The 25,034-nt window shown below is 55.4% G+C and carries 23 protein-coding genes and 3 tRNA genes; 11 read left to right on the top strand and 15 right to left on the bottom strand.

Going from position 1 to position 25,034, the window contains the following annotated elements:
• Nucleotides 1-22 precede the first annotated feature (22 nt).
• Both ACR0AW_RS01880 and ACR0AW_RS01875 read right to left on the bottom strand, forming a co-directional pair.
• The gene (locus ACR0AW_RS01880) at nt 23-823 is read right to left on the bottom strand and encodes a thioesterase family protein (protein WP_170732094.1); all 801 of its coding nucleotides are present in this window, start codon (nt 821-823) and stop codon (nt 23-25) included.
• A gap of 87 nt (nt 824-910) precedes the next feature.
• Entirely contained in the window at nt 911-1,882 is a 972-nt protein-coding gene (locus ACR0AW_RS01875) for a DUF808 domain-containing protein (RefSeq protein ID WP_170732093.1), read from the bottom strand.
• A gap of 182 nt (nt 1,883-2,064) precedes the next feature.
• Between ACR0AW_RS01875 and gap (ACR0AW_RS01870) the strand changes: the two genes are divergently transcribed.
• From gap (ACR0AW_RS01870) to gap (ACR0AW_RS01860), 3 genes are all read left to right on the top strand, one after another.
• Nucleotides 2,065-3,066 carry a type I glyceraldehyde-3-phosphate dehydrogenase gene (gene gap / locus ACR0AW_RS01870; RefSeq protein ID WP_170393188.1) on the top strand — a complete coding sequence of 334 codons (1,002 nt, stop codon included), beginning with the start codon at nt 2,065-2,067 and terminating at the stop codon, nt 3,064-3,066.
• 73 nt (nt 3,067-3,139) lie between these two features.
• On the top strand, nt 3,140-3,283 hold the full coding sequence (locus ACR0AW_RS01865) for a hypothetical protein (protein ID WP_010439846.1): 144 nt from the start codon (nt 3,140-3,142) through the stop codon (nt 3,281-3,283).
• 81 nt (nt 3,284-3,364) lie between these two features.
• Nucleotides 3,365-4,369 (top strand): type I glyceraldehyde-3-phosphate dehydrogenase, encoded by a 1,005-nt coding sequence (gene gap, locus ACR0AW_RS01860; protein ID WP_170732091.1) that lies wholly within the window; start codon nt 3,365-3,367, stop codon nt 4,367-4,369.
• Here the strand turns inward: gap (ACR0AW_RS01860) and coaD are convergent.
• The 3 genes from coaD to ACR0AW_RS01845 form a co-directional block, all read right to left on the bottom strand.
• A complete protein-coding gene (gene coaD, locus ACR0AW_RS01855) occupies nt 4,361-4,852 on the bottom strand; it encodes a pantetheine-phosphate adenylyltransferase (RefSeq protein WP_170393190.1) in 492 nt (163 codons plus the stop codon). The two genes, gap (ACR0AW_RS01860) and coaD, sit on opposite strands and share 9 nt — an antisense overlap.
• A gap of 82 nt (nt 4,853-4,934) precedes the next feature.
• Nucleotides 4,935-5,372, bottom strand: a complete 438-nt coding sequence (locus ACR0AW_RS01850; RefSeq protein WP_170405529.1) for a CBS domain-containing protein — start codon at nt 5,370-5,372, stop codon at nt 4,935-4,937.
• A gap of 61 nt (nt 5,373-5,433) precedes the next feature.
• A complete protein-coding gene (locus ACR0AW_RS01845) occupies nt 5,434-6,336 on the bottom strand; it encodes a LysR family transcriptional regulator (RefSeq protein WP_170405527.1) in 903 nt (300 codons plus the stop codon).
• A 104-nt stretch (nt 6,337-6,440) separates the two neighbouring features.
• Between ACR0AW_RS01845 and ACR0AW_RS01840 the strand changes: the two genes are divergently transcribed.
• Entirely contained in the window at nt 6,441-7,940 is a 1,500-nt protein-coding gene (locus ACR0AW_RS01840) for a CoA-acylating methylmalonate-semialdehyde dehydrogenase (protein WP_170405524.1), read from the top strand.
• Between the two features lie 188 nt (nt 7,941-8,128).
• Nucleotides 8,129-8,728, top strand: a complete 600-nt coding sequence (locus ACR0AW_RS01835) for a L,D-transpeptidase (RefSeq protein ID WP_170393194.1) — start codon at nt 8,129-8,131, stop codon at nt 8,726-8,728.
• A gap of 78 nt (nt 8,729-8,806) precedes the next feature.
• Here the strand turns inward: ACR0AW_RS01835 and ACR0AW_RS01830 are convergent, their stop codons facing one another.
• Nucleotides 8,807-9,283 carry a fasciclin domain-containing protein gene (locus tag ACR0AW_RS01830; protein ID WP_170732089.1) on the bottom strand — a complete coding sequence of 159 codons (477 nt, stop codon included), beginning with the start codon at nt 9,281-9,283 and terminating at the stop codon, nt 8,807-8,809.
• A gap of 71 nt (nt 9,284-9,354) precedes the next feature.
• Entirely contained in the window at nt 9,355-10,206 is an 852-nt protein-coding gene (locus ACR0AW_RS01825; protein WP_170610464.1) for a class I SAM-dependent methyltransferase, read from the bottom strand.
• A gap of 135 nt (nt 10,207-10,341) precedes the next feature.
• Between ACR0AW_RS01825 and ACR0AW_RS01820 the strand changes: the two genes are divergently transcribed.
• Complete coding sequence (locus tag ACR0AW_RS01820; RefSeq protein ID WP_170510546.1) at nt 10,342-11,457, top strand: carboxylate-amine ligase; 1,116 nt, start codon at nt 10,342-10,344, stop codon at nt 11,455-11,457.
• A gap of 2 nt (nt 11,458-11,459) precedes the next feature.
• Here ACR0AW_RS01820 and ACR0AW_RS01815 read toward each other — a convergent pair whose 3' ends face one another.
• Nucleotides 11,460-12,320, bottom strand: coding sequence for a hypothetical protein (locus ACR0AW_RS01815; RefSeq protein WP_170393198.1), 861 nt, complete (start codon nt 12,318-12,320; stop codon nt 11,460-11,462).
• Nucleotides 12,321-12,479: 159 nt separating this feature from the next.
• Between ACR0AW_RS01815 and ACR0AW_RS01810 the strand changes: the two genes are divergently transcribed.
• The 3 genes from ACR0AW_RS01810 to mmsB are packed head-to-tail and all read left to right on the top strand — an operon-like array spanning nt 12,480 to nt 15,547.
• Nucleotides 12,480-13,622 (top strand): acyl-CoA dehydrogenase family protein, encoded by a 1,143-nt coding sequence (locus ACR0AW_RS01810; protein WP_170732088.1) that lies wholly within the window; start codon nt 12,480-12,482, stop codon nt 13,620-13,622.
• An 8-nt stretch (nt 13,623-13,630) separates the two neighbouring features.
• Nucleotides 13,631-14,671 carry an enoyl-CoA hydratase/isomerase family protein gene (locus ACR0AW_RS01805; RefSeq protein ID WP_170732086.1) on the top strand — a complete coding sequence of 347 codons (1,041 nt, stop codon included), beginning with the start codon at nt 13,631-13,633 and terminating at the stop codon, nt 14,669-14,671.
• A 3-nt stretch (nt 14,672-14,674) separates the two neighbouring features.
• Nucleotides 14,675-15,547 carry a 3-hydroxyisobutyrate dehydrogenase gene (gene mmsB, locus ACR0AW_RS01800; protein WP_170732084.1) on the top strand — a complete coding sequence of 291 codons (873 nt, stop codon included), beginning with the start codon at nt 14,675-14,677 and terminating at the stop codon, nt 15,545-15,547.
• A 74-nt stretch (nt 15,548-15,621) separates the two neighbouring features.
• On the opposite strand, the gene uvrA is transcribed toward mmsB, so the two are convergent.
• The 4 genes from uvrA to ACR0AW_RS01780 form a co-directional block, all read right to left on the bottom strand.
• Nucleotides 15,622-18,480 (bottom strand): excinuclease ABC subunit UvrA, encoded by a 2,859-nt coding sequence (uvrA, locus tag ACR0AW_RS01795; protein WP_170510559.1) that lies wholly within the window; start codon nt 18,478-18,480, stop codon nt 15,622-15,624.
• A 105-nt stretch (nt 18,481-18,585) separates the two neighbouring features.
• Nucleotides 18,586-19,128, bottom strand: coding sequence for a methyltransferase domain-containing protein (locus ACR0AW_RS01790; RefSeq protein WP_480444161.1), 543 nt, complete (start codon nt 19,126-19,128; stop codon nt 18,586-18,588).
• Between the two features lie 127 nt (nt 19,129-19,255).
• A tRNA-Asp gene (locus ACR0AW_RS01785) sits at nt 19,256-19,332 on the bottom strand.
• A 52-nt stretch (nt 19,333-19,384) separates the two neighbouring features.
• Nucleotides 19,385-19,461: transfer RNA gene (locus tag ACR0AW_RS01780), tRNA-Asp, on the bottom strand.
• Between the two features lie 213 nt (nt 19,462-19,674).
• On the opposite strand from ACR0AW_RS01780, the gene ACR0AW_RS01775 reads away from it, so the two are divergent.
• Nucleotides 19,675-19,749: transfer RNA gene (locus ACR0AW_RS01775), tRNA-Val, on the top strand.
• A 75-nt stretch (nt 19,750-19,824) separates the two neighbouring features.
• Here ACR0AW_RS01775 and ACR0AW_RS01770 read toward each other — a convergent pair.
• Nucleotides 19,825-20,052 (bottom strand): hypothetical protein, encoded by a 228-nt coding sequence (locus tag ACR0AW_RS01770; RefSeq protein ID WP_170393204.1) that lies wholly within the window; start codon nt 20,050-20,052, stop codon nt 19,825-19,827.
• A 248-nt stretch (nt 20,053-20,300) separates the two neighbouring features.
• Between ACR0AW_RS01770 and ACR0AW_RS01765 the strand changes: the two genes are divergently transcribed.
• A complete protein-coding gene (locus tag ACR0AW_RS01765; RefSeq protein WP_170562901.1) occupies nt 20,301-21,887 on the top strand; it encodes an APC family permease in 1,587 nt (528 codons plus the stop codon).
• 50 nt (nt 21,888-21,937) lie between these two features.
• Here ACR0AW_RS01765 and lon read toward each other — a convergent pair whose 3' ends face one another.
• Entirely contained in the window at nt 21,938-24,334 is a 2,397-nt protein-coding gene (gene lon, locus ACR0AW_RS01760) for an endopeptidase La (protein WP_170732080.1), read from the bottom strand.
• 233 nt (nt 24,335-24,567) lie between these two features.
• Nucleotides 24,568-24,978: a DUF6636 domain-containing protein gene (locus tag ACR0AW_RS01755; protein WP_170405494.1), complete on the bottom strand. Its 411-nt coding sequence runs from the start codon at nt 24,976-24,978 to the stop codon at nt 24,568-24,570.
• Nucleotides 24,979-25,034: the final 56 nt, after the last annotated feature.

Genomic DNA, 25,034 nt, shown 5'->3' with positions numbered 1-25,034 from the left:
GTTAAAACCGGGGCCTTTTTTGTTAGACGAAAATTATTACTGACTGCATACCATCGACAATTAGATCACCATCGGTGTTCCACATCCGCATGACCTGAGAGCTGTAGCCGTCATGTCCAGCTGTCAATTGATGTTCCATCAACCACCATCCATCGCGAGTATGAATATCCTCGGACAGCACGTTGAAAATCCAGTTCATTGACGAGTTGTTTCCCGGCTTCTTCAACGTCGGGAATATGGCCGGTGGCAATAGGTCCGCAATTGCGATCAACCCTTCGATCCTATCGCGCATATCGGCATCATTATGGCGCGCCCAAACCTTCACATAGCCACGCTCTGCACCAGCAAATGGCCGCGCCCCGTCGATCAACCGAACGTCGAAGTTCTCAAGAAATGCGATGGGAAGTTTTGGCAAATCTGGCGGGAAATAGTGTTCTGTGATCTCTGGCTGTATCTCTGCCTTAGCCGGATGTTCGAACACCACATGGCTTTCCTGTGCCTTGCCAAACGTAAATGTCCCAAGCGCGGCTGTATTCCCCTCAATCCTTGCTCGTGTATTGATCGTTGTGACATTCCGCCCATTGCGAAGCACCTCGGTTTCGATCAGCGGAGGTGAACCGATGGGCGCGGTAAAATTGATCAGGGCCGAGCGTAATGGCGGCAGAACATCGACCGCATTTCTCGCAGCAGCCAGCAGCAAGGCAGACGAGAAGCCGCCATATGTTGTGCGGCCTTGCATCCAGTTTAGCGGCACCGGGAACTGCAGCATCCCGTTCAACCGATCTGAACTGGCAAGGACTTGGGAAAGGCTGAGTTTAGTCATCGATCTCACACCGGGTATGCTTCGAATGGAACTTACCCCGCTCTTACCGTTGTGCCAGATGAAACCTCACGTCACATGATCCTGATTTCAGTGTTTATTCGCAGATCCCGAAATCGCGCTGATCGCGGGGGACAGCAGCTTGGTTGCCACCGGTATCAGCGCCAGCCCATAGGCCAGACCGAATACACCATCCATCGTCGCCTTCGCGATCCACTTTACCGCGCCTGCCCATTGTTCAGACACAGCATGACTCGCAGCATTTGCCCAGTCGTAAATGTGATGGCCCAGCCAGCCAAAGCCCAGGACCTCCATACCGTGGATCATGATCGACCCGCCGACCCACAGCATCGCAGCAGTACCAACGATAGACAGAACTTTCATAACAACGGGCATCGCTTTGACGAGGCCCCTTCCCGTTCCGCGCCCTATCGGCGTCGGCGCGTTTTGCGCCAAATACAGGCCGACATCATCCATTTTCACGATCAGAGCGACCGAGCCATAAACGGCGACGGTGACCCCAACGCCCACAACGGCCAGCGTAGCGGCTTGCATCCACACATTCGGCGCTTCAATGGCCGCCAAAGCGATGGTCATGATTTCAGCAGACAGGATAAAGTCAGTCTTGATCGCACCCTTCACCTTCTTTTCTTCCAGATGGCCAGGATCAGGATTTTTCATATCCTCTTCGATCGCGTGGCTTCCGTGTGGGAACAGGACATGAAAAATCTTTTCGGCCCCTTCAAAACACAGATATGAACCACCGAGCATAAGCAGTGGTGTGATCAACCAAGGCGCAAAATTGGCTAGTAGCAATGCCACTGGCAACAACAGAATGATCTTGTTGAAAATCGATCCGCGCGCGATGCGCCAGATGATCGGCAGTTCCCGCGCCGGGGCAAAACCCTGAACGTATTTGGGCGTCACGGCCGCATCGTCAATGATCACACCCGCAGTCTTGGCCCCAGCCTTGCCGGCAGCGGCCACCACATCGTCCACCGAGGCCGCCGCAACCTTTGCAATGCCCGCCACGTCGTCCAACAGGGCCAACAGACCACTCATCGCGCTTCCTTTCCATTCATCTGTTCGATCGGACCCTACCTGATCCAACGGCTAGCGCAAGCGTTAGCGCAATCGGCGCAGGTTTGCGCTAACACCTTAAAAATATGCCATTTTTGCCCTTTTGAGATTCAATATTCGCGGCTATATGGCCTGCAACGCAAGCGCATTTTTGGAGACGTCGGATGACCATCAAGGTCGGTATCAATGGTTTTGGCCGCATCGGCCGCTGTACTCTGTCGCACATCGCCGCATCGGCGCGCAACGACATCGAAGTGATCAAGGTCAACGCCACCGGCCCGCTGGAAACCTCGGCGCATCTGTTGAAATACGACAGCATCCATGGACGTTTCCCACGCGACGTCTCGGTCGAAGGCAACACCATGGATCTGGGTCGCGGCCCGATGGAGATGTTCTCGACCTACGATATGAACGAGCTGGACTGGGAAGGCTGCGATGTCGTTCTGGAATGCACCGGTAAATTCAACGACGGCCTGAAAGCCAAAACCCATCTTGAGCGCGGCGCTGGTAAGGTTCTGCTGTCGGCTCCCGGCAAAAATGTCGACAAGACCATCGTATTTGGTGTGAACCACAACAGCCTGACCGCAAACGACAATATGGTGTCGAACGGTTCTTGCACCACCAACTGCCTTGCTCCGCTTGCCAAGGTTCTGGACGAAGGTATCGGCATCGAGCATGGCATCATGACCACGATTCACGCCTATACCGGCGACCAACCGACGCTGGACCGTCGCCACAGCGATCTTTATCGCGCCCGCGCTGCCGCCATGTCGATGATCCCGACGTCCACTGGCGCCGCTGCAGCACTGGGAGAGGTTCTGCCGAACCTCAAAGGGCGCCTGGACGGCTCGGCCATCCGCGTGCCCACTCCAAACGTCTCGGCCGTTGATCTATCATTCCGCGCCTCGCGCGACGTCACTGTCGAAGAGGTCAACGCCATCGTCGAAGAGGCAGCGAAAGGCCCGATGCAGCGCGTTCTAGGGTATGAGCCCGCGCCGCTGGTTTCGACCGATTTCAACCACACCGAAGAAAGCTCGATCTTCGCGCCGGATCAGACCCGTGTGGTCGACAACCGTATGGTGCGCGTGCTGGCGTGGTATGACAACGAATGGGGATTCTCGGTGCGTATGGCGGATGTCGCCGTCGCGATGGGCCGCCTTAACTGACCCTTTGGACATAGCTTGTACCTTTATTCCCGCTCAGGTTATCTGAGCGGGCATTTTCGTTCAGGGCGCAGAAATGACAAATCAAATCGCCATCTGGCTTGGAATCCTAATTCTGGGCGGTCTGATGCTGGACGTGGCACTATTCGGCACCGAACACCTGCTGTTCCTGGGCAAGAAGCTCTACGATTTCCTGGATTGGCTCGCCTTCTGGCGCTGACAGAGGTTTTTCTTGACTTTCGCGCCAATCTGGCTTTGTTAGCGCTAACCATCTATGGACCATGTTCTGACGGAGCGCATTATGACACTCAAGCTGGCAATCAATGGATTTGGACGGATCGGGCGCGGCGTTCTTCGGGCCGTCATGGAATCCAGACGTACTGATGTTGAAATCATCGCAATCAACGATCTGGCAAAGCCCGAAATGAACGCACATCTGTTCGAGTTCGACAGTGTGCATGGACGCTATTCCAAACCCGTAAGTCTGACTGATGCAGGTCTGGATGTGGGTGCTGGGCCCATCCGGCTGACCAGCGAGCGTGATCCCGAAGCACTAGACTGGTCTGATGTGGATGTGGTTCTGGAATGCACCGGTGTTTTCCGGACCCGTGAAGCAGCTGAGCGGCACCTGAAAAACGGATCAAAGAAAGTGTTGATCTCGGCCCCTGCCCGTGGCGACGGCGGCGTGAAGACAGTCGTGTTCGGCGTGAACGATCATGAGTTAACCGCCGACGATATCGTAGTTTCCAATGCCTCGTGCACCACCAACTGCCTGTCGCCGGTCGCGGCGGCTTTGGACGCAGGACTAGGTATCAAACACGGCAACATGACCACAGTTCATGCATATACGGCCAGCCAACCGGTTCACGACACTGCGGGCAAAGACCCCTACCTGTCGCGCGCAGCTGCGCTGTCGATGATTCCGACGACAACTGGCGCGGCATCGGCTGTTGGTCTGGTTCTGCCGCAGCTTGCTGGTAAGTTGACCGGGCAAGCCATTCGTGTCCCCACGCCCAATGTTTCAGTCGTTGATCTGGTTGCTGAGGTTTCGCGACCGACGACCGAAGAAGAGGTCAATGCCCTCTTTGTAGAAGCCGCCGCCAAAATCCCCGGTGTGCTGGCGGCCGAGAATCGCCCCTTGATCTCGATCGATTTCAACCACGACTCGCACAGCTCGACGGTTTCACTGGCTGAAACCAAAGTAACTGACGGCACATTGGTTCGTGTGCTTGCATGGTACGACAACGAATGGGGCTTCTCGAACCGGATGCTGGACACTGCCGCCGCGATGGGCGCGCTATCCTAACCGCTCTTTCAAGGCGGAATTGACGCGGGGCGTGACGAATTTTGACACGTCCCCGTTCAATCTGGCGATTTCTTTGACCAGTTTCGACGCAATGGCTTGATGCCGTGCCTCTGCCATCAAGAACACGGTCTCAATCGAGTCGTCCAACGCGCGATTCATCCCAACCATCTGGAATTCATACTCGAAATCCGCAACCGCACGCAGTCCGCGCACGATGATCTGAGCGCCTACATCGCGGGCGCAATCGATCAGCAGGTTTTCAAACGGATGCGCGACAATCTCGGTGCCAGTCTGCTCGGTTAGATGGGCGCATTCGGCCTCGATCATCGCGACACGCTCTTCCAAAGAAAACAGCGGGCCCTTGTCCCGGTTGATAGCAACACCAATGACGAGCTTATCCACCAGCGCAGCCGCGCGGCGAATAATGTCTATATGACCCATGGTGATAGGGTCGAAAGTACCGGGATATAATCCAACCCGCATTGGGCTCTCCAGCGCAACAATATTTCTGCGCAAGCAAACATAACTTTGCCGCAGGTGCAAGAGGCTGAAACAGCCCCCGCGTTCAGTGCCCCATGATCATGCCCTCAAGCGCGTCTTTTTCCATAGCAAGTTCAGCCAGTTGCGCCTTGACCGCATCACCCAGCGTAACGATGCCGACCAGTTTGCCATCTTCCAATACAGGCATGTGGCGAAATCGACCTTCGGTCATCTGGGACAGGATAGACTCAACAGTATCCTGCTGGCTGGCGGTCACAAGTTGCTTGGTCATATAGTTGCTAACGGGTTTATCCAAGCATCCGCTGCCGCTGGCAGCCAACTCGCGAACAATGTCTCGTTCGGATAAAATGCCCGCTGCCGTCTGCCCCCCATCCTCGGAAATGACCACAGTACCAATCCGCTTTTCCGCAAGAATCTCGGCAGCCTGAGAAACGGATGCCGTTGGCTCGACCGTCTCCACACCGCCGCTGGCCTTGGATTTGAGAATGGCCTGTACAAGCATAAGCGAAAACCTCCGGAATTACGTACTGTTTTCCAAAGCGTTGCCGGAATGTGTGAATGTGTCAAGGTGAAGCTTCGCGCTCAAGCCGCGCTACTTCGTCCCGTATTCCGCGCGTCAACGCCTCGGCAAAGCGGTTCAACCGCTCATTGCGCTGATCGCCCTGATGGCGGACCAGATAGAACCCCCGGGTCAGACTGACCTGATCCGTCAGGATTTTCTGCAATCCCCGATGGAACGGCAATGTGAAATCATGTGCCACGCAGACCCCTGTTCCCAGCGAAACTTGTCGCAGCTGAACGGAAACAGAGTTTGATGCAAGCGCGACACGTTCAACACCAATGTCGTTGAGATAGTCCAGCTCGCGGTCGAAAATCATGTCCGGAATATAGCCTATCATCCGATGCCCTTTTAGATCCTCGATGGATCGAATTTCGGCGTGACGACTCAGGTATTCCTTCGTTGCGACCATATGCAGCCGATAGTCGGATATCTTCTGCACCAGCAGTTTCCCTGCGGTGGGCGCACTGACTGTTACCGCCATGTCGGCCTCTCGCCGGGATAGGTTGATGATGCGCGGCAACGCCAGGATCTGAATGTCGAGATCAGGATTGGCATCGCTGATCTTGGCGCAGACCTGTGGCAACAGGTAATTGGCACTACCATCCGGGGCACCAATTCGGATCTGACCGCTTAGCGATTTGGCAGAGCCTGACATGACACCAGTCGCTGCACGCATAGCTTCTTCCGCCTGCAGCCCATGCTCCATCAGGCGTTGTCCTGCAGTCGTCAACACATAGCCCTGCTGTGATTTCGTGAACAACACCGCGTCCAATGCCGCTTCGAGCCGCGCGATTCTGCGCCCGACTGTCGCCGGGTCTATCTTGAGAACCCGCCCCGCACCCGAAAGGCTTTCATCGCGCGCGACCGCCAGAAATACCCGCAAATCATCCCAATTCGGCGTCATGCTCTACCCTTTGCATTTTTGCAAAACTGATTTGAAATATTGCCTCTGTTCAGGTGATTTTCGCAAGTCTATTCTTCGCGCAACTTAATCCGGAGGAGTTTGCAATGCAGAACCTGACCCATTTCATCAACGGCGAAAATGTCGCTGGCACATCTGGCCGCTTTGACAATGTATTCAACCCAGCAACGGGTGAAGTGCAGTACCAATGCCCGATGGCCAGTGTCGCCGAGACCACCGCTGCGATCGAAGACGCTGCAGCAGCTCAGGTCGCTTGGGGCGCAACCAACCCGCAGAAGCGCGCGCGCGTTATGATGGCAATGGTTGGCTTGATGAACCGCGACATGGACAAGCTGGCCGAGGCTCTCAGCCGGGAACATGGCAAGACCATTCCCGATGCGAAGGGTGACTTGCAGCGTGGTCTGGAAGTGATCGAGTACTGCATCGGCGCGCCCCAGATGCTGAAAGGTGAGTTCACCGACAGCGCGGGCCCGGGCATCGATATGTATTCGATGCGTCAGCCGCTGGGCGTGGTCGCTTCGATCATGCCATTCAACTTCCCCGCAATGATGCCGCTTTGGCACGTTGGCCCGGCACTGGCCTGCGGCAACGCAGTTGTTCTAAAGCCGTCCGAGCGCGACCCCTCTGTTCCATTGATGCTGGCAGAGCTGTTTGTCGAAGCTGGTCTGCCCAAGGGCGTGTTCCAAGTCGTAAACGGTGACAAAGAGGCCGTGGACACCCTGCTGGACAGCGAAATCATTCAGGGCGTGTCGTTCGTGGGTTCAACCCCGATCGCGCAGTACATCTATGCTCGTGCAACCGCCAACGGCAAACGCGCGCAGTGCTTCGGTGGCGCCAAGAACCACATGATCGTTATGCCTGACGCCGATCTGGATCAGGCTGCTGACGCGCTGGTCGGTGCGGGTTTTGGCGCGGCTGGCGAGCGCTGCATGGCGATCTCGGTTGCCGTTCCTGTGGGTGAAGAAACCGCAGACGCACTGATCGAAAAACTGATCCCGCGCGTAGAAAAGCTGAAAGTCGGCCCCTACACAGCGGGCGACGACGTAGACATGGGTCCGGTTGTTACTGCTGCCGCGAAAGAGCGTATCCTTGGCCTGATCAACTCGGGCGTTGAGCAGGGCGCGAAGCTGGTTGTCGACAACCGCGACTTCAGCCTGCAGGGCTATGAGGACGGCTTCTTTGTCGGCCCGCACCTGTTCGACAACGTCACACCCGAGATGGACATCTACAAGCAAGAGATCTTTGGCCCGGTCCTGTCGACCGTACGCGCGGGTTCTTATGAAGAGGCGTTGAAACTGGCGATGGATCATGAATACGGCAACGGCACTGCGATCTTCACCCGCGACGGTGATACGGCGCGTGACTTTGCCAGCCGTGTGAACATCGGCATGGTCGGCATCAACGTTCCGATCCCGGTTCCGCTGGCCTACCACACTTTTGGCGGCTGGAAGAAATCGATGTTCGGCGACCTGAACCAGCACGGTCCAGACAGCTTCAAGTTCTACACCCGCACCAAAACAGTGACATCGCGCTGGCCGTCGGGCATCAAGGAAGGTGGCGAGTTCAACTTCAAAGCGATGGACTGATCATTCAGCTTACAAATCAGGAAACCCGGCCCTACATGGGTCGGGTTTTTTCGTGCCTGCGCTAGTTGCTGCCTGATCGCGTACCTCACAAGAAATTCAGAGGTCGCCCTCTGGAAAAAGCAGGCATTCACTAATATTTTATCGGTAATTCAACTATCCGAGCAGCTCATAACTCCCTGGAGGCAACCTTGTCCCAAAATCGTTTTACCCGTCGTCACGCCCTTTTGGGCGCTGCATCGCTGATTGCGGCCCCTGCTATCGTGCGTGCTCAAAGCACTGATGCTTTCCCACAGACCGAGGAAGCAATCAGCACGCAGCTTCCAGTACGTCGTAACGTTTCATCGTTCTCGCAGCAGAATTGGCAGGATCACTTTGACGAGTTGGGCGTCGGCGCATTGTTGGCCGATATCACCAGCCGGGCTGTTCATTACTGGGGGCCGGATGGAACCTACAAGCTGTACCCCAGTTCTGTCCCGATGAGCGAAGAGCTGACCAAGCGCGGCTATACCAAAGTCACACGCAAGGCGGAGAACCCAAGCTGGACACCAACCCCATCAATGCGCGAGCGCGATCCCTCGTTGCCAATTCGCATGGAGGGTGGTGAACCTGGAAACCCATTGGGAACTCGCGCTATGTATCTTGGCTGGCCTGCCTACCTGGTTCACGGCACCTATGATACCCGCAAGATTGGCCGTCAGAGCTCGTCCGGCTGTATTGGTCTCTATAACCAGCACGTTGAAGAGCTGTATCCGCTGGTAAAGGTCGGTACTCAGGTACGTTTGGTCTAAACGGCGAGTTTCTACACGAAACACAAAAAAGCCCCGTCCATCAGGAACGGGGCTTTTGTTTTCGTGAAGGTGGTAGATTTATTCGGGAATGATCACTTCGTCGACAACGTGAATGACGCCGTTGCTGGCTTCGATGTCGGCCTGCACAACTTTGGCACCATTAACTTTCACGCCATTTTTTGCGTTCACGCTTAGTCGGTCGCCTTGCACGGTCAGAACCTTCGCGCGCTTTCCTGCAATGTCGCCGGACATCACTTTGGCTGGCACGACATGGTAGGTCAGGATCGACACCAACTGGTCCTTGTTTTCCGGCAGAAGTAGGGTTTCAACAGTGCCTTCAGGCAGAGCTGCAAAAGCTTCATCCGTGGGTGCAAAGACGGTGAAGGGCCCATCGCCTTTCAGCGTATCAACCAGGCCCGCGGCCTGAACGGCAGCAACCAGGGTGTTGAATGACCCGGCAGCAACTGCGGTATCTACGATATCAGCGGCCTGTGCCTTGACGGGCAGTGCAAGTGCAAATGCGGCGGCAGTGCCCATGAATGTGCGGCGGAACATGGCTGTTAACTCCTCTCCAGCTTGTTATGGAAAGGGTTACGGGCCTGGGTTCGAACCGGATCACACAGAAATCAATTTTCTTTGAGCTGAACCCAGATGCTCTGCGCACGGCCCTCTTCTAGAAACGGCAGCGCTGCGACGGCGTCGGGGCGATCCTGCTGCAGGTAATATCCGGGCCAAAGCATTGAATAGAAACCGGATTGCAGCAAGGCATGCAACATGTATTGCTCACCCCATCCTGGGCAGTCATAGAAGAACCGTTTGGGATATTCATAAGGCAGAAAAACATCGTGGACATGAATGACAACGCCGGGTTTCAGCGCCGGAATGATCCGACAGAATAGATGGGCGACATCGTTGCTCATCCGAACCACATGGCTTGAATCGATGAACAGAACATCCCCAGCCTCAAGCTGATCGAACAGCGCGGGATCTACTTCTTCCAGTCGCTTCTGCTCAAACTGATCGACGACATGGGCGATATCTGCGCGCGGGTACGGATCAATTGCCGTGATCGTCGTATCCAAACCACCATCTATGATCGCCTGCCGCGTCACGCGGGTAGAGTTCCCGCAGCCGACCTCGATCACGCGCTTGGGCTGAAAGCGGCGGATCATCAAGTAAAGCGCATCCGCATCCGGGCTATCGTAATATCCGTTTCCGGTGTAATAACCGGTTTGGTTTCGCGCCGGGTCCTTCAAAGCTGCAAGCGCATCGGCATGGCGCGTATACTCTTCGACAAGTTGCGCGATATCGAATCCGTCCATTCCCGGCGACAGGGCATAAGCGGGCCTGGTCAATCCCCCTGCCCGTTCGAACGCTTCCAGCCGCGCCCGTTCATCCTGTTCCGTAACCTTGTCGATCAGCTTGACACCCAACTCATCTAGGGCTGCATTGATCTGCGGAAATTTTCTGGGTTTCACGAGGACGGCTCCACATTGCGTTGCGCCCGCTCTTTACCTGTGCACGCAGGACTTCCGCAAGAACCGACAGGCCAAACCCTTGGCAAAACGCTAATTTCCGTATTCACTGATGTGAATTGACCAACGAGGGCCGCCATGCAGCAGGAATTCACGATCGGCATTGAAGAGGAATACCTGCTGGTCGATCAAGACAGTCTGCAGCTCGCCGAGGCGCCCGCAGCATTGATGGAAGCTTGTCAGGCAGATTTCGAAGGCCAGGTCAGCCCGGAATTTCTGCAGTGCCAGATCGAAGTCGGGACCCGCCCACATGCTACGATCAGATCGGCGCGCGAAGATCTAAAGCGCCTGCGTTCTTGTGTTTCAAAACGTGCAGCCGAGTATAATTTGGCTCCGATCGCTGTCTCTTGCCACCCGTTTGCGAACTGGAAAGATCAACACCATACACGGAAAGAACGCTATGACGCCCTGCAGCATGCTTTGGGCGGCGTGGCGCGGCGGATGCTGATCTGCGGAATGCATGTGCATGTGGGCGTCGAAGATCAAGCCTTGCGCGCCGACCTGGTACCCCAGCTTTCTTACTTTCTGCCCCATCTGCTGGCGTTGTCGACCTCGTCTCCTTATTGGAACGGCGAAGACACCGGGCTTTCCTCCTATAGGCTCACCGTGTTCGACAATCTGCCCCGGACCGGTCTGCCCCCGGTGTTCGGCAGTTGGGGCGAATACGAACGCACCACCGGCGTGCTGGTCGAACTCGGCGTTATCGAGGATACCTCGAAGATCTGGTGGGACCTACGTCCATCTCACCGGTTCCCCACCCTAGAAACTCGCATCATGGACGTACAGCCAAGGCTTGAACATACGCTTTCGCTTGCAGCGCTAGTGCAGGCGCTGACCCGGATGCTGTGCCGCCTGAAAGACCGCAATCTTCGTTGGCGGCAATATGATAAGTTTCTGATCGGCGAAAACCGTTGGCGCGCGCAGCGCTACGGTGTGGGCGAAGGTCTGATCGATTTCGGTGATCGCTCAATCAAGCCGATGGCTGAACTGATCGGAGAGCTGATGGGCATGTTGGCCGAAGACACCGAGGCATTGGGCACCATGACCGAACTCGCCCGCCTTCGGCAGATCGCAGAAAATGGCACCTCCGCCACCCGCCAACGCCGTGTTTACGCTGAAGCTTTGGCGCGCGGGGATGATCCGGGCATGGCGGTGGTCAAGCACCTGATCGAGGAATTTCACGCCGACCTTTAAAGTCAAACCGCCGCCAAAATCTCTTTGATCCGGTCCGCTACGGGTTCATACAAATCGCGATCCGTCCAGTATCCGTTATGCGAAAGCGGGTTCCACGACGTAAAGATTTTGCCCGCATTGATCGGCTTATCCTTCAAGGCCCCACTTTGAGCGAGCTGTTCATAGCTTGGCGCGCTTTTGCCCAAAGGAAAACCCAAAACATCATGCTTGTCATAGTAGTTTCGCCACCAGGTCGAAAACTGCAACGCAGGCGGCAGCGCGCGGTTCGGGGCCATGATCGGAAAAATCTCATTCTCGGGATATGCGAACAGAAAAATCGGAATATTGCACCCAAACGTCACGAGGCCAGCAACGGTTTTCATGTTTTCAACATCTGTCGGATGAACCGGTGAACCACCCTGGCGCAGATGTCTTTGCATGTCATAAATATAGTTCGACATTATGTGCCCACCCAGCGAATGCGCCAGGATCAGTACAGGCCCCTGTGGTCCGACCTGGTATTTGACGACCCCCATCACATTCTCGATTTTCTTGTGGATCGCCTCATAGATCTTATCGCCATCATCCGGGGTTGGTCGGTAAGAAGCCGCATCCGACAGATTGCACACTACAAACTCGCGCAGCTTGTCGTATCCAAGGCTGCGGTTGACCTTGCGCAGATATGCCTTTTGCCGCCCTTGCAGGATCTGTGCCCAGACCACCTCGTGCCAGATTACATCATCCATATCCGCGCCGACCCGGTTCGAAACGCGTCGTTTCAGCCCTTTGGAAAACGTTGGGGTCGTTGATGGGGGCTGGTTCTGAGGATTGTACTGGCTGCCCATGCCGTGAATCGCGATAACAGCAAGCTTGTGTGACGACATAAGAATACTCCGTAATGATCAAGAAAGCAGAATTCCCGCAGTATACCTCACCGTCCAGAAATCCCCTAAATCGCCGTGTTTGCCGTTATTGAAAAATTTCTGTAAGGATTGAAGAATAAAACGCTCGTTCAATTCTATAGCCATCAGGAAGCACACGTCATGGATTTCGCGCTGACCGAAGAACAAACGGCCATTTTCGACATGGCCTACGCCTTTGGCCAAGACCACATCGCCCCCTTCGCGCGTCAGTGGGAAGCAGACGGAACCATCCCCAAAGAGCTTTGGCCCAAAATCGGCGAACTAGGATTTGGTGGACTTTATGTCTCGGAAGAGGCTGGTGGTTCTGGCCTGACGCGATTGGATGCGACACTGGTGTTCGAAGCGCTATCGATGGCCTGTCCCTCGGTCGCGGCGTTCCTGTCGATTCACAACATGTGCGCCAAAATGCTGGACAGCTTTGGCAGTGACGATCTGAAGTACCGCATTATGCCAAGTATCCTCAGCCTCGAAACCGTCCTCAGCTACTGCCTGACGGAACCCGGATCGGGATCTGACGCTGCGGCGCTGAAAACGCGCGCTGAACGGACCAATGAAGGCTTCACGCTCAACGGCACAAAAGCGTTCATTTCCGGCGGCGGCTATTCGGATGCCTATGTCTGCATGGTACGCACGGGTGAAGACGGCCCTAAAGGAATCTCTACCGTCTATGTCGAAGACGGCACGCCGGGCCTGAGTTTCGGTGGTCTGGAACAAAAAATGGGTTGGAAAAGCCAGCCAACCGCGCAAGTTCAGTTTGACGATTGCAAAATTCCATCCGGCAATCTGGTCGGGGCTGAAGGCGACGGTTTCAAATACGCGATGATGGGGCTGGACGGTGGCCGCCTGAACATCGCCTCCTGCTCGCTGGGGGCAGCTCAGAACGGTCTGGACATGACGTTGCAGTATATGTCCGAGCGCAAGGCCTTTGGACAATCGATCGATCAGTTTCAAGCGCTGCAGTTCCGACTGGCAGATATGGAGATTGAGCTACAGGCGGCGCGCACATTCTTGCGTCAGGCAGCGTGGAAACTTGATCAGGGCGCACCAGACGCCACAAAATTCTGTGCGATGGCCAAGAAATTCGTAACAGAAACCGGATCGAAGGTTGTGGATCAGTGTCTGCAATTGCACGGCGGATATGGCTATCTGGCGGATTATGGCATCGAGAAACTGGTGCGGGATCTGCGCGTGCACCAAATTCTGGAAGGCACGAACGAGATCATGCGCGTGATCGTTGCGCGCCAGATGCTCTCCAATCGCTGAGGTCTTTGATGTCCGATATTGACATTCGCACCGCAGGCCGTGCCGGGCGCATAACGCTGACACGTCCACACGCCCTGAATGCCCTTAGCTATGAGATGTGCATGGCCATCGATACCGCTCTGCGCAACTGGCGTGAGGATGATCGAGTCGATCTGATCATTCTCGATGCCGAAGGCGACAAAGCCTTTTGCGCTGGCGGAGATATTGCCGAGCTTTATGCAACCGGCACCAAGGCGGACTATGCTTATGGCCAAACGTTTTGGCGCGACGAATACCGACTGAATGCCTTGATTTTTGAGTACTCAAAACCAGTGATCAGCTTCCTGCAAGGTTTCACCATGGGTGGCGGGGTTGGCATCGGGTGCCATGGCAGCCATCGAGTGGTTGGAGAAAGCTCAAAGATCGCGATGCCGGAATGCTCAATCGGGCTGGTTCCAGATGTGGGCGGATCGCTGATGTTGGCGCTGGCGCCGGGGCGATTGGGCGAGTATCTGGGCACCACCGGCCACCGCATGGGGCCCGGAGATGCGATCTATGCCGGGTTTGCCGACCATTTCATTCCCCAAGAGCATTGGGCGGGACTGATAGACCAGTTGGAAGCCTCTGGACGGGCGGAACTGGTAGATGAGCATGCAGTGCCCGCACCGGATAGCCCCTTGGCTGAAATGCAGGGCGAGATCGACAGGCTATTCAGCGGAGAAAGCCTTGGCGATATCCTGAACAGCTTGCGCTGCGATGACACAGAATTTTCGACGAAAATTCTCGGCACACTGCAGCGAAACTCTCCTATCTCCATGGCTTGTGCTGTCGAGATTTTGCATCGGCTGCGCGGAACCAACCTGACAATGCAAAAAGCGCTGGATCTGGAGTACCGGTTTACCTATCGCGCGATGGAGCATGGCGATTTTCTGGAAGGCATTCGCGCCCAGATCATCGACAAGGATCGCAACCCAAAATGGCAGTTTGCTGATTTGGATGTGCCTGCCGTCGCAGTGTCCAAGATGCTGCAACCGCTCGGTGCGGATGCATTAAGCTTTTCAGAGGAGTAAGGGATGAAAATCGCATTCATAGGGCTTGGCAACATGGGCGGCCCGATGGCGGCCAATCTGGCGCGCGCGGGCCAAGACGTCATCGGATTTGATCAAGTTGATGTCGCCATCGAAGGCGTTTCCAAGGCGTCCTCTGGCGCCGCTGCAGCTGCGGAAGCCGACGCCGTCATCACCATGCTTCCCAACGGGCAAATTCTGCGCGCTGTGGCCGATGAAGTTGTTCCGGCAATGCAAGACGGTGCGGTTCTGATTGATTGCTCTACGGTCGATGTCGACAGCGCCCGCGCGGTGGCGCAGCAAGCTGCTCAGGCTGGTCTGCTATCAGTCGATGCACCTGTATCCGGCGGGATTGGTGGGGCCGCTGCAGGCACTTTGACCTTTATGGCCGGTGGATCTGACGCAGCTTTTGCTAAGGCGGCCCCGTTATTTGAAATCATGGGGCAAAAAGCGGTTCACTGCGGTGAAGCTGGCGCGGGTCAGGCCGCCAAAATCTGCAACAACATGATTCTCGGCGTGACGATGATCGCAACCTGCGAGGCATTTGCGCTTGCTGATAAATTGGGATTGGATCGACAAAAGATGTTCGATGTCGTCAGCACGTCCTCAGGGTACAGCTGGACAATGAACGCCTATTGCCCTGCCCCCGGCGTTGGACCCGAAAGCCCATCCGACAATAACTATACCCCTGGTTTCGCCGCCGAGCTGATGTTGAAAGACCTACGTCTCAGCCAACAGGCTGCCGAGAGTGCGGACGCTGATACGCCCATGGGACAGGTTGCGACAAAGCTCTATGAATTGTTTGTCGAACACGAAGATGGCTTGGGGCGCGATTTCAGCGCCATGCTGCCACGTTTTGAGAAGCGGTCCAGAGACTGAACAACCTCAGAACGCAGCGCTCTACGAAGCACCAGAGAAGAAAATTCGCAGCATTTTCTTCTCTCGCTCTGTTCCTATTCGGCAGCTACGGCTTGCCCATCCAGCATTGGCTTCAGATAACGCCCAGTGTGGCTACGCTCACATTCAGCGACGTCTTCGGGCGTACCCTCAGCCACAATCTGACCTCCGCCATCGCCACCTTCCGGGCCAATGTCGATTATCCAGTCGGCGGTTTTTACGACATCGAGATTATGTTCGATGACAACAACAGTATTTCCTTGGTCGACCAGTTCGTGCAGGACTTCCAACAGTTTACGCACGTCCTCGAAATGCAGACCCGTTGTGGGTTCGTCCAGAATATACAGCGTTCGACCCGTTGATCGCTTGCTCAGTTCTTTAGAGAGCTTTACACGCTGCGCCTCACCACCGGAGAGCGTGGTCGCCTGTTGACCAACTTTGATGTAGCCGAGCCCAACGCGAGCCAAGGCATCCATCTTGTCACGGATCGATGGCACCGCTTTAAAAAACTCCTGCGCATCTTCCACTGTCATATCAAGTACATCCGCGATGGACTTACCCTTGAATTTGATCTCAAGCGTCTCACGGTTGTATCGCGCGCCTTTACAGGTTTCGCAGGTGACATAAACATCAGGCAGAAAGTGCATCTCGATCTTGATGACGCCATCACCCTGACACGCTTCGCACCGGCCGCCTTTGACGTTAAAGCTGAACCGCCCGGGCTTGTATCCACGCGCTTTGGCTTCTGGCAACCCGGCAAACCAGTCTCGGATCGGGGTGAAAGCCCCGGTGTAAGTCGCTGGATTTGAACGTGGAGTCCGGCCAATGGGTCGCTGATCTATGTCGATCACCTTGTCCAGATGCTCTAGCCCTTTGATCGTTTCACAGGGCGCCGGTGTCTGGCGAGCGCCGTTCAACCGCATCGAGGCGGTTTTGAACAAAGTCTCAATCGTCAGCGTCGATTTTCCACCGCCAGACACACCGGTCACACAAACAAATTTTCCCAGCGGAAATTCGGCCGTAACGTTCTTGAGGTTGTTTCCCGTCGCCTTAACAACGGCTACTTTTTGCTTCTTACCCTTTCGCCGCTCAACCGGCACCGGGATCTCGCGTGTGCCCGAAAGGTATTGACCGGTAATCGAGGCCGCATCGCCGGCGATATGCTCGGGCGTACCGTGGCTGACCACCTGTCCGCCATGCACTCCTGCACCGGGACCGATATCAAACACATAATCCGCCTCGCGAATGGCCTCTTCGTCATGTTCAACGACGATGACCGTGTTGCCCTGGTCACGCAAATTCTTAAGCGTTCCCAGCAGACGATCATTGTCGCGTTGGTGCAGACCAATCGATGGCTCGTCGAGTACATACAATACCCCGGTCAGGCCCGAGCCGATCTGGCTCGCCAGACGGATACGCTGACTTTCACCTCCGGACAGGGTACCACTTGAACGAGACATCGTAAGATACTCTAATCCAACATTATTCAAAAAACCCAACCGCTCGCGAATTTCCTTGAGAATTGCGCGCGCGATCTCGTTCTTTTGTGCGCTCAGATGATTTGGGGCATCCTCGACCCAGGCCAACGCCTCGCGGATCGACATTTCGACGACCTGTCCAACGTGCAAACCCGCAATTTTGACGGCCAGCGCCTCAGCACGCAGCCGATACCCTTCGCACGTGCCGCAGGGTCGGTTGTTTTGATAGCGCTCGAATTCTTCGCGAATCCAAGCGCTGTCAGTCTCGCGATAGCGGCGCTCCATGTTGGGGATGACGCCTTCAAAGCTTCGGGTAACCTGATAGACGCGGCCACCTTCATCATAACGGAACTGGATCTCTTCATCACCAGACCCGCGCAGAAACACCTGCTGGACTTTCTTAGGCAAGTCCTTCCAGGGAGTGTTCTTGTCAAACTCGTAATGTCGCGCGATAGCTTCGATCGTTTGCAGAAAATAGGGTGATTTACCCTTCCGCCAGGGCGCAAGCGCCCCGTCATAGAGTTTCAATGTCTGGTCCGGCACGACCAGACGTTCATCAAAGAACAGTTCGACCCCAAGCCCGTCGCAATCGGGGCAAGCCCCAAAGGGCGCGTTGAATGAGAACAGGCGCGGCTCGATCTCGGGGATGGTGAACCCACTGACCGGGCAGGCAAAATTCTCACTGAATGTGATGCGTTCCGGGTCGCCCTCCTTCGGTGCGGTTTCGAGGATTGCGATCCCGTCCGCCAGATCCAGTGCGGTCCTTAGGCTGTCGGCCAGGCGTGTTTCCATGCCCTCTCGTACCACCAGACGATCGACAACGACGTCGATATCGTGGCGGAACTTCTTGTCCAGCGTCGGCGGCTCATCCAATTCATAGAACTCACCATCTACCTTGACGCGCTGAAAACCCTGCTTGCGCAGCTCAAGGAATTCTTTCCGATATTCACCCTTCCGATCACGAACGATGGGGGCCAGCAGATAGCCGCGCGTGCCCTCCTCCATCGTCATGATCCGGTCGACCATGTCCTGCACCTGCTGTGCCTCAATCGGCAATCCTGTGGCCGGGCTGTAAGGCGTACCAGCACGGGCAAACAGCAAGCGCAGATAGTCGTAGATCTCGGTTACGGTGCCCACGGTCGAACGCGGGTTTTTTGAGGTCGTCTTCTGCTCGATCGAAATCGCGGGGCTTAGTCCGCTAATGTGATCCACATCGGGCTTCTCCATCATATCGAGGAACTGGCGCGCATAGGCCGACAGGCTTTCGACATAGCGGCGCTGCCCTTCGGCATAGATCGTATCAAATGCCAAAGAAGACTTACCCGAGCCCGACAGGCCAGTGATCACCACTAGCTGATCCCGTGGGATGTCGACATCAATGCTCTTGAGGTTATGCTCGCGCGCACCGCGCACCTCGATATTCTTCAGCTCAGCCATTCAGGCCCCCAACAACCAACGTCACTCAGAGATAGGCGAGAGCGGCTGAGTCTCCAACCAAAAAATTAGAACAAAGTAAGAACGGGCGATTTTTCGACACTCGGCTTAAGCACTGGATTTCTTAGCCATAGCCCATGCGCAGATTGGAAAATCGGGATCGTTCTCCAAATTGTCTGTCTCAGGGTCATAAACAGGAGGCCATTCAAGTTCGAGATTGCGCAAAGCGGCGTGCCGATTGCCCCACTGTTCGGCCCGGATGAGATCCGGGTCGAACCCACACTCCGTGAGCAGGTTTTTCAATCCGCGCGCAGACCAGCGCGAACAGTCATGCGGAGCGGTGTGAAACGGAATGAAAAACGGGACGGCAAGCCAGAAAAACCCTCCGGGCCTTAACATCTCTAGCACGTTCAGTGTGGCTTCAACCGGGCGATCCAAGTGCTCCCACACCTGATTGGCCAAAACCAGATCGACCTTTCGCACCTGCTGCTGTTTGTCCAGAACGGGTCCGGTGCAGATATCATGTTGCTTGTGCCAAATCTGTTCATAGCTGCAAAATCCAAATTGCTTACCCCACGAACCAGAAATCTCAATGACATCAAGTGTTTCCGGCTTCAGGCCGCGGACCCACTGCCGGCTACGCCGTGCCATGATGACTCGATTTAGACTGGTCACTGCTTGCCCCTGATGTTTTGCAGGCAATAAACCATAAGATCAGTAAGATGTCGGCACAAAAAAACGCCCACAAGGGCGTATGACTTTCTAAATCGAAGGAAAATGGCGCGGTTGACGGGGCTCGAACCCGCGACCCCCGGCGTGACAGGCCGGTACTCTAACCAACTGAGCTACAACCGCGCATTTAGGGTCTATGTGCGATCCGTTTGCCCGGATCAAAGGCTGGCAGCGATGGCGCGGTTGACGGGGCTCGAACCCGCGACCCCCGGCGTGACAGGCCGGTACTCTAACCAACTGAGCTACAACCGCCCACTGCCCGTTCATCTCTGAACGTTGGGGTGTATTATGGCTACACCCCGGCATCGTCAAGCGGCGTTTTCAAGTTTTTTGCTCGAACCTGATTTTTTCCGATCTATACGACTTGGCGGGCAATGTGTGAAAACCGGATTTCGTCTGACGCGCTGCAATTTGAACGCTTTGAACTTGCGGCGAAACACAAGCCGCTGTATCAAACGCCGCTATGGGTGATTAGCTCAGTGGTAGAGCGCTTCGTTCACATCGAAGATGTCAGGAGTTCAAATCTCTTATCACCCACCATATTATTCAAATGCTTATGCGGCATAGTTGAAGCGTTTTGGAGCCATTTGGTTCAACGCTGCGAGCACAATGCTGTCATCCTCCGACATACACGCCGGATTTAGGACGATAAAAAACCTTTTGGTCATGCAGACGCCCCAGAAGGTCGTGTGCCTTGCGCACAAAGTCTTCACGGGTTTCCCTTTCTTCTACCCTCTCGTCAACAGGGCCATTCGATCTGGAAGCTATGGCATGACGCATGGCCTCTTCGATTATATCCATATCTTCGACCGAAAGCTCGAACATATCATTGTACAGAGGCATCCTGGGTTCTCCTACCTTGGCACAGACGATCAGCGTGCCTCATGTTCCGAGTCGATTCCACTTCAAATACCTATTGCCGGCGATCGCGTTTCGAAGAACACGCCCAGCAGGATTTAGAAGATGAATCGGTCAGACCTCGTTTTCGCGATTTTTCTGCATGATATGTGGTGCTTGCCATGTTTCCCGTGGCCTGCTTATCCTGATGTCATAGCCACCAATAAGGCACCCCTCTTTGGGCGAGAAATAACATGGCGAAACTGAAGCGGGAAATTGGCCTGGTCGGCCTGACCTTCATTTCGGTTGGAGGAATCATTGGGTCAGGCTGGCTTTTCGGCCCCCTGCTCGCCGTGCAACACGCAGGCCCCGCCGCGGTTCTTTCTTGGATTATTGGCGCCGTTGCGATGTTCATACTGGCAATAACCTTCGCCGAGATTTCAGCGATGTTACCTATCCCAGGCGGAATCGCACGCGTCCCTCAGTTCTCACACGGCAACATCGTGTCGATGGCGATGGGATGGACGGCCTGGATTGGCTACAACACCACCGCTCCGATCGAAGTTGAAGCCATGCTTAAATACCTCGCACCCTACGCGTCATGGCTCCACGCCGCAGATACCGGCGAACTGACCGGCGCTGGTGTTTCGGTCGCCTTGCTGTTCATGTTGCTGTTCGTCGCTGTGAACGCACTAGGCGTGAAATTTTTTGCACAGGTAAATGCAACGCTGACCTGGGCCAAGATTGCCATTCCGATAGTTTTGTCCGTGTTGTTGATCGCGACCCGCTTTGACGTGCAGAATTTCTCCGCACCTGACGGATTCGCCCCCTACGGCCTGAAAGGCATCATGGCCGCAGTATCAACCGGTGGAGTGATCTTTTCCTTTATAGGTTTCCGACATGTTGTTGATATGGCGGGAGAAGTTCGAAACCCAAAATTCGACATCCCGGCTGCTCTGGTTCTGTCCATTGTATTATGTGCCCTGATCTACCTTGGATTACAGGTGGCCTTTATCGGCGCGCTTGATCCCACAATGATCCGCGATGGCTGGGCGAGTCTCAGCTTCGGTGGGCAAGGTCCGTTGGATGGCGTCATCATGTCCGTCGGGATATTGTGGTTCCTCAGCTTGCTGAACGTCGGGTCGGTCATCGGCCCGTTTGGCAATGGGTTGGTTGCAACTGGATCGAACGCCCGTATCGCTCTGGCCCTGTCGCAAAACGGGTTCCTGCCGAAACGTTTGCAGATCTTGTCATCGTTCGGAGTACCGCTTTGGGCCTTGGCTCTCAACTTTCTGATTGGCACTCTGTTTTTACTGACGGTCCCGTTCGCAACCGTAATCGCCCTGAACGGGGCCGCCATTGTGCTTTCATTCGCGGTCGGCCCAATCGCCGTGGTGTGCTTACGCGATCTGATGCCTGACCGCCCGCGCTCAATCCGTATTCCCGCCGTCAAACTTGTCGGGCTCACGGCCTTCGCGATCTCAACCCTGATCGTCTACTGGAGCGGATGGGACACGGTCTGGAGGCTGGGAATTGCACTGCTCATCGGCATGGCGCTGCTGCTGATCCGCTTTCACAATCGGCTCGATGAAATGGACGCGACCGAGGCGCTTTGGCTGATGCCCTATTTCTGTGGTTTGGGGCTGATCTCTTACATGGGTCAGTTTGGAGAAGGCGCGCAAAAGCAGATCCCGTTTGGTTGGGATATTGTGCTGTGTGCGGCATTTTCGGCGGTGATTTTTGCGCTCGCCGTGCGCTCGGCGCTGTCAGACAAAAAATTCCAGGCTTACATCGAAAACGAAGAGGTGCTGGACCCGGCCAAACCTGTCATTGGGCTTTGAACAAAAAAGGCGGGGAATAACCCCGCCTTTCTAGTTAATCTGTTTCAGGCTTAGTGGGCTGTTGCCGACGGTCCTGCCCCTTCGGCCGCCTTGGCGGCAGCGGCAGCGGCCTCATCCCACTCAATTGACTCGGGCTTACGTATCAATGCCTGCTCTAGTACCTCCGAGACGTGTTTGACCGCGATGATCTCCAGCCCTTCTTTCACGTTGTCGGGGATATCCGCCAGATCCTTTTCATTCTCTTCGGGAATGAGGACGGTCTTGATCCCGCCACGCAGGGCAGCCAGCAGTTTTTCTTTCAGCCCGCCAATCGGCATCGCGTTGCCGCGCAGCGAAACCTCGCCTGTCATGGCGATGTCCTTGCGCACAGGAATACCGGTCAGGACCGAAACAATCGAGGTCACCATAGCCAAGCCCGCAGACGGACCATCCTTTGGCGTCGCACCATCGGGCACGTGCACGTGGATATCGATTTTGTCGAACTGCGGCGGTTTAACCCCGATCTGAGGCGAAATCGATCGGACGTAAGACGACGCCGCGTCGATCGATTCCTTCATCACATCGCCCAGCTTACCAGTGGTCTTCATCCGCCCTTTGCCGGGCAGTTTCAGAGCCTCGATATGCAGCAGATCACCACCGACCGAAGTCCAGGCCAAGCCAGTGACTACACCAACCTGATCGTCCTGTTCAGCCAAGCCATAACGGAACTTGGGCACTCCAAGAAAATCATCCAGATTGTCGGGCGTCACCTTTACGGTCTCCGCCTCTTTCTTGATGATCTTGGTCAGCGATTTCCGCGCCACTTTGGCGATTTCGCGTTCGAGGTTCCGCACACCCGCCTCGCGGGTATAGGTGCGGATGATCGATTGCAGCGCCTCATCGGTCAGCTCAAACTCCTTGGCTTTCAGACCATGGTTTTTGACCTGTTTGTCGATCAGGTGTTGCTTGGCGATCTCGCTCTTTTCCTCTTCGGTGTAACCGGCCAGCGGGATGATCTCCATCCGGTCTAGCAGAGGCCCAGGCATGTTGTAGCTGTTAGACGTGGTCAGGAACATCACGTTGGACAGGTCATATTCGACCTCAAGATAATGATCCATGAACGTGTTGTTCTGTTCCGGGTCCAACACCTCCAGCATCGCCGAGGCTGGATCGCCACGGAAATCCTGCCCCATCTTGTCGATTTCATCGAGCAGGATGAGAGGGTTTGTGGTTTTCGCCTTCTTCAGCGCCTGAATGATCTTGCCGGGCATCGACCCGATATAAGTCCGACGGTGGCCACGAATCTCAGATTCGTCGCGCACACCACCCAGCGAGATGCGAATGAATTCGCGCCCCGTGGCTTTTGCGACCGATTTACCCAGCGAGGTTTTACCCACACCCGGAGGGCCAACAAGGCACAGGATCGGGCCTTTCAGCTTTTTCGAGCGCTGCTGAACCGCCAGATATTCGACGATCCGCTCTTTGACTTTCTCAAGTCCATAATGATCGGCGTCCAGAATGTCCTGCGCGCGACCCAGATCCTTTTTAACGCGAGATTTGGTGCCCCACGGCAGTGACAGGATCCAGTCCAGATAGTTGCGCACAACGGTCGCTTCAGCCGACATGGGCGACATGTTCTTAAGCTTTTTCAGCTCACCTTCGGCCTTTTCGCGCGCCTCTTTCGACAGCTTGGTCTCGTTGATCTTGGCTTCCAGTTCGGCAACTTCGTTGCTGCCGTCCTCACCATCGCCAAGCTCCTTCTGAATGGCTTTCATCTGCTCATTCAGATAGTACTCGCGCTGCGTCTTCTCCATCTGGGATTTGACGCGGGTCTTGATCTTTTTCTCGACCTGCAGAACCGACATTTCGCCCTGCATAAGGCCATAGACCTTCTCAAGCCGCTCGCTCACCGAGAGCGTCTCAAGCAGTTCCTGTTTCTGTTCAACCTCGATGCCCAGATGACCTGACACAAGGTCGGCCAACTTTGCAGGCTCGGTGGTTTCACCAACAGCGGCCAGCGCTTCTTCGGGGATGTTCTTGCGCACTTTGGCATAGCGCTCGAACTCATCGGCGACGGTGCGCAGCAGTGCTTCGGTCGTGGTGACATCGCCCGGAATCTCGGTCAGATACTCGGCGCGCGCTTCGAAAAACTGATCGTTTTCAAGGAATTCTGTGATCTGCACCCGCGCCTGCCCCTCGACAAGCACCTTCACGGTGCCATCGGGCAGTTTCAGCAGTTGCAGCACGTTGGCCAGAACGCCCGAGCGGTAGATACCGTCGATTTCCGGATCATCCTCACCAGGATCAATCTGGCTGGACAACAGAATTTGCTTGTCATCCTGCATCACCTCTTCCAGGGCGCGGACCGATTTGTCACGGCCCACGAACAGCGGCACGATCATATGTGGGAAGACCACGATATCGCGCAGCGGCAGGACGGGGTATGAGGAATTCAGAGGCTCTTGCATGCTCTATCCTTATCATTGGCAAGACGGCGCTGGTCCCTGATTCAGGCAACCTTTGGCCATCTCCTGTCTTGGACGATAAAGGTGGGGCACCTGTTCCCCCATTTCAACCTCATCGTCGTTTGTCGTGATGCAGCATGACCGGATGATTTGGGGACTTCAAGGCATCCGACAGACATATCCACCGATTTTAGCGAACCCAGCATTAAAACGGGCAACAAATCATCCAGCGTGGATCAGAACACCCTCTGCTTAGCTCGGGACAAAAAGAAGCCATGACCGACTTCGTTTCTACATTCCAAGCCCTTTTTCGAGGAATGGCAAACGAACCCGCCAAACTCTCCGGTTACGCCGTAGTCTGCACGGTCAAATCCATCCCGGTTATGGCTGACTGGTTGGCACAGCATGCGGACGGCGCCCGTATTGGTCATGAAAAAATCATGTCCCCAGTCCGACTGACAATCCGCCGGGCGCGGGAACGCAGGCGCACCACTCCGCTCAATTATAGTGCAAGACAGGTCCGAAACACTCGCCCCCTGCCCGACGACACACTGAATATTCTCGGACGGGGTTTCGAAGGTCCAGACATCCGCAAGAGATGTCGATGCGCAAAGAACGATTGCGATAGAAACAATAAAGCGAGGCATTGAATCCTCCTGAACAAAACAAATGAAAATGGTAAATAATGCGCGAACAGTATAGC

Source organism: Ruegeria sp. C5 (assembly GCF_056537605.1).
The sequence above is the reverse complement of the archived record's forward strand: the minus strand, read 5'-3'. Positions and strand labels throughout refer to the sequence as shown.

Bases quoted from the DNA above. Each gene is read 5' to 3' on its own strand.
- ACR0AW_RS01790 (WP_480444161.1), bottom strand. From the start codon at position 19,128: ATGGCACGGCGTAGCCGGCAGTGGGTCCGCGGCCTGAAGCCGGAAACA.
- gap (WP_170732091.1), top strand. From the start codon at position 3,365: ATGACACTCAAGCTGGCAATCAATGGATTTGGACGGATCGGGCGCGGC.
- ACR0AW_RS01815 (WP_170393198.1), bottom strand. From the start codon at position 12,320: ATGTCGTCACACAAGCTTGCTGTTATCGCGATTCACGGCATGGGCAGC.
- ACR0AW_RS01770 (WP_170393204.1), bottom strand. From the start codon at position 20,052: ATGCCTCTGTACAATGATATGTTCGAGCTTTCGGTCGAAGATATGGAT.
- ACR0AW_RS01755 (WP_170405494.1), bottom strand. From the start codon at position 24,978: ATGCCTCGCTTTATTGTTTCTATCGCAATCGTTCTTTGCGCATCGACA.
- ACR0AW_RS01880 (WP_170732094.1), bottom strand. From the start codon at position 823: ATGACTAAACTCAGCCTTTCCCAAGTCCTTGCCAGTTCAGATCGGTTG.
- ACR0AW_RS01845 (WP_170405527.1), bottom strand. From the start codon at position 6,336: ATGACGCCGAATTGGGATGATTTGCGGGTATTTCTGGCGGTCGCGCGC.
- coaD (WP_170393190.1), bottom strand. From the start codon at position 4,852: ATGCGGGTTGGATTATATCCCGGTACTTTCGACCCTATCACCATGGGT.
- gap (WP_170393188.1), top strand. From the start codon at position 2,065: ATGACCATCAAGGTCGGTATCAATGGTTTTGGCCGCATCGGCCGCTGT.
- ACR0AW_RS01805 (WP_170732086.1), top strand. From the start codon at position 13,631: ATGTCCGATATTGACATTCGCACCGCAGGCCGTGCCGGGCGCATAACG.
- ACR0AW_RS01765 (WP_170562901.1), top strand. From the start codon at position 20,301: ATGGCGAAACTGAAGCGGGAAATTGGCCTGGTCGGCCTGACCTTCATT.
- mmsB (WP_170732084.1), top strand. From the start codon at position 14,675: ATGAAAATCGCATTCATAGGGCTTGGCAACATGGGCGGCCCGATGGCG.
- ACR0AW_RS01830 (WP_170732089.1), bottom strand. From the start codon at position 9,283: ATGTTCCGCCGCACATTCATGGGCACTGCCGCCGCATTTGCACTTGCA.
- ACR0AW_RS01875 (WP_170732093.1), bottom strand. From the start codon at position 1,882: ATGAGTGGTCTGTTGGCCCTGTTGGACGACGTGGCGGGCATTGCAAAG.
- ACR0AW_RS01840 (WP_170405524.1), top strand. From the start codon at position 6,441: ATGCAGAACCTGACCCATTTCATCAACGGCGAAAATGTCGCTGGCACA.
- ACR0AW_RS01865 (WP_010439846.1), top strand. From the start codon at position 3,140: ATGACAAATCAAATCGCCATCTGGCTTGGAATCCTAATTCTGGGCGGT.
- ACR0AW_RS01850 (WP_170405529.1), bottom strand. From the start codon at position 5,372: ATGCTTGTACAGGCCATTCTCAAATCCAAGGCCAGCGGCGGTGTGGAG.
- lon (WP_170732080.1), bottom strand. From the start codon at position 24,334: ATGCAAGAGCCTCTGAATTCCTCATACCCCGTCCTGCCGCTGCGCGAT.
- uvrA (WP_170510559.1), bottom strand. From the start codon at position 18,480: ATGGCTGAGCTGAAGAATATCGAGGTGCGCGGTGCGCGCGAGCATAAC.
- ACR0AW_RS01810 (WP_170732088.1), top strand. From the start codon at position 12,480: ATGGATTTCGCGCTGACCGAAGAACAAACGGCCATTTTCGACATGGCC.
- ACR0AW_RS01820 (WP_170510546.1), top strand. From the start codon at position 10,342: ATGCAGCAGGAATTCACGATCGGCATTGAAGAGGAATACCTGCTGGTC.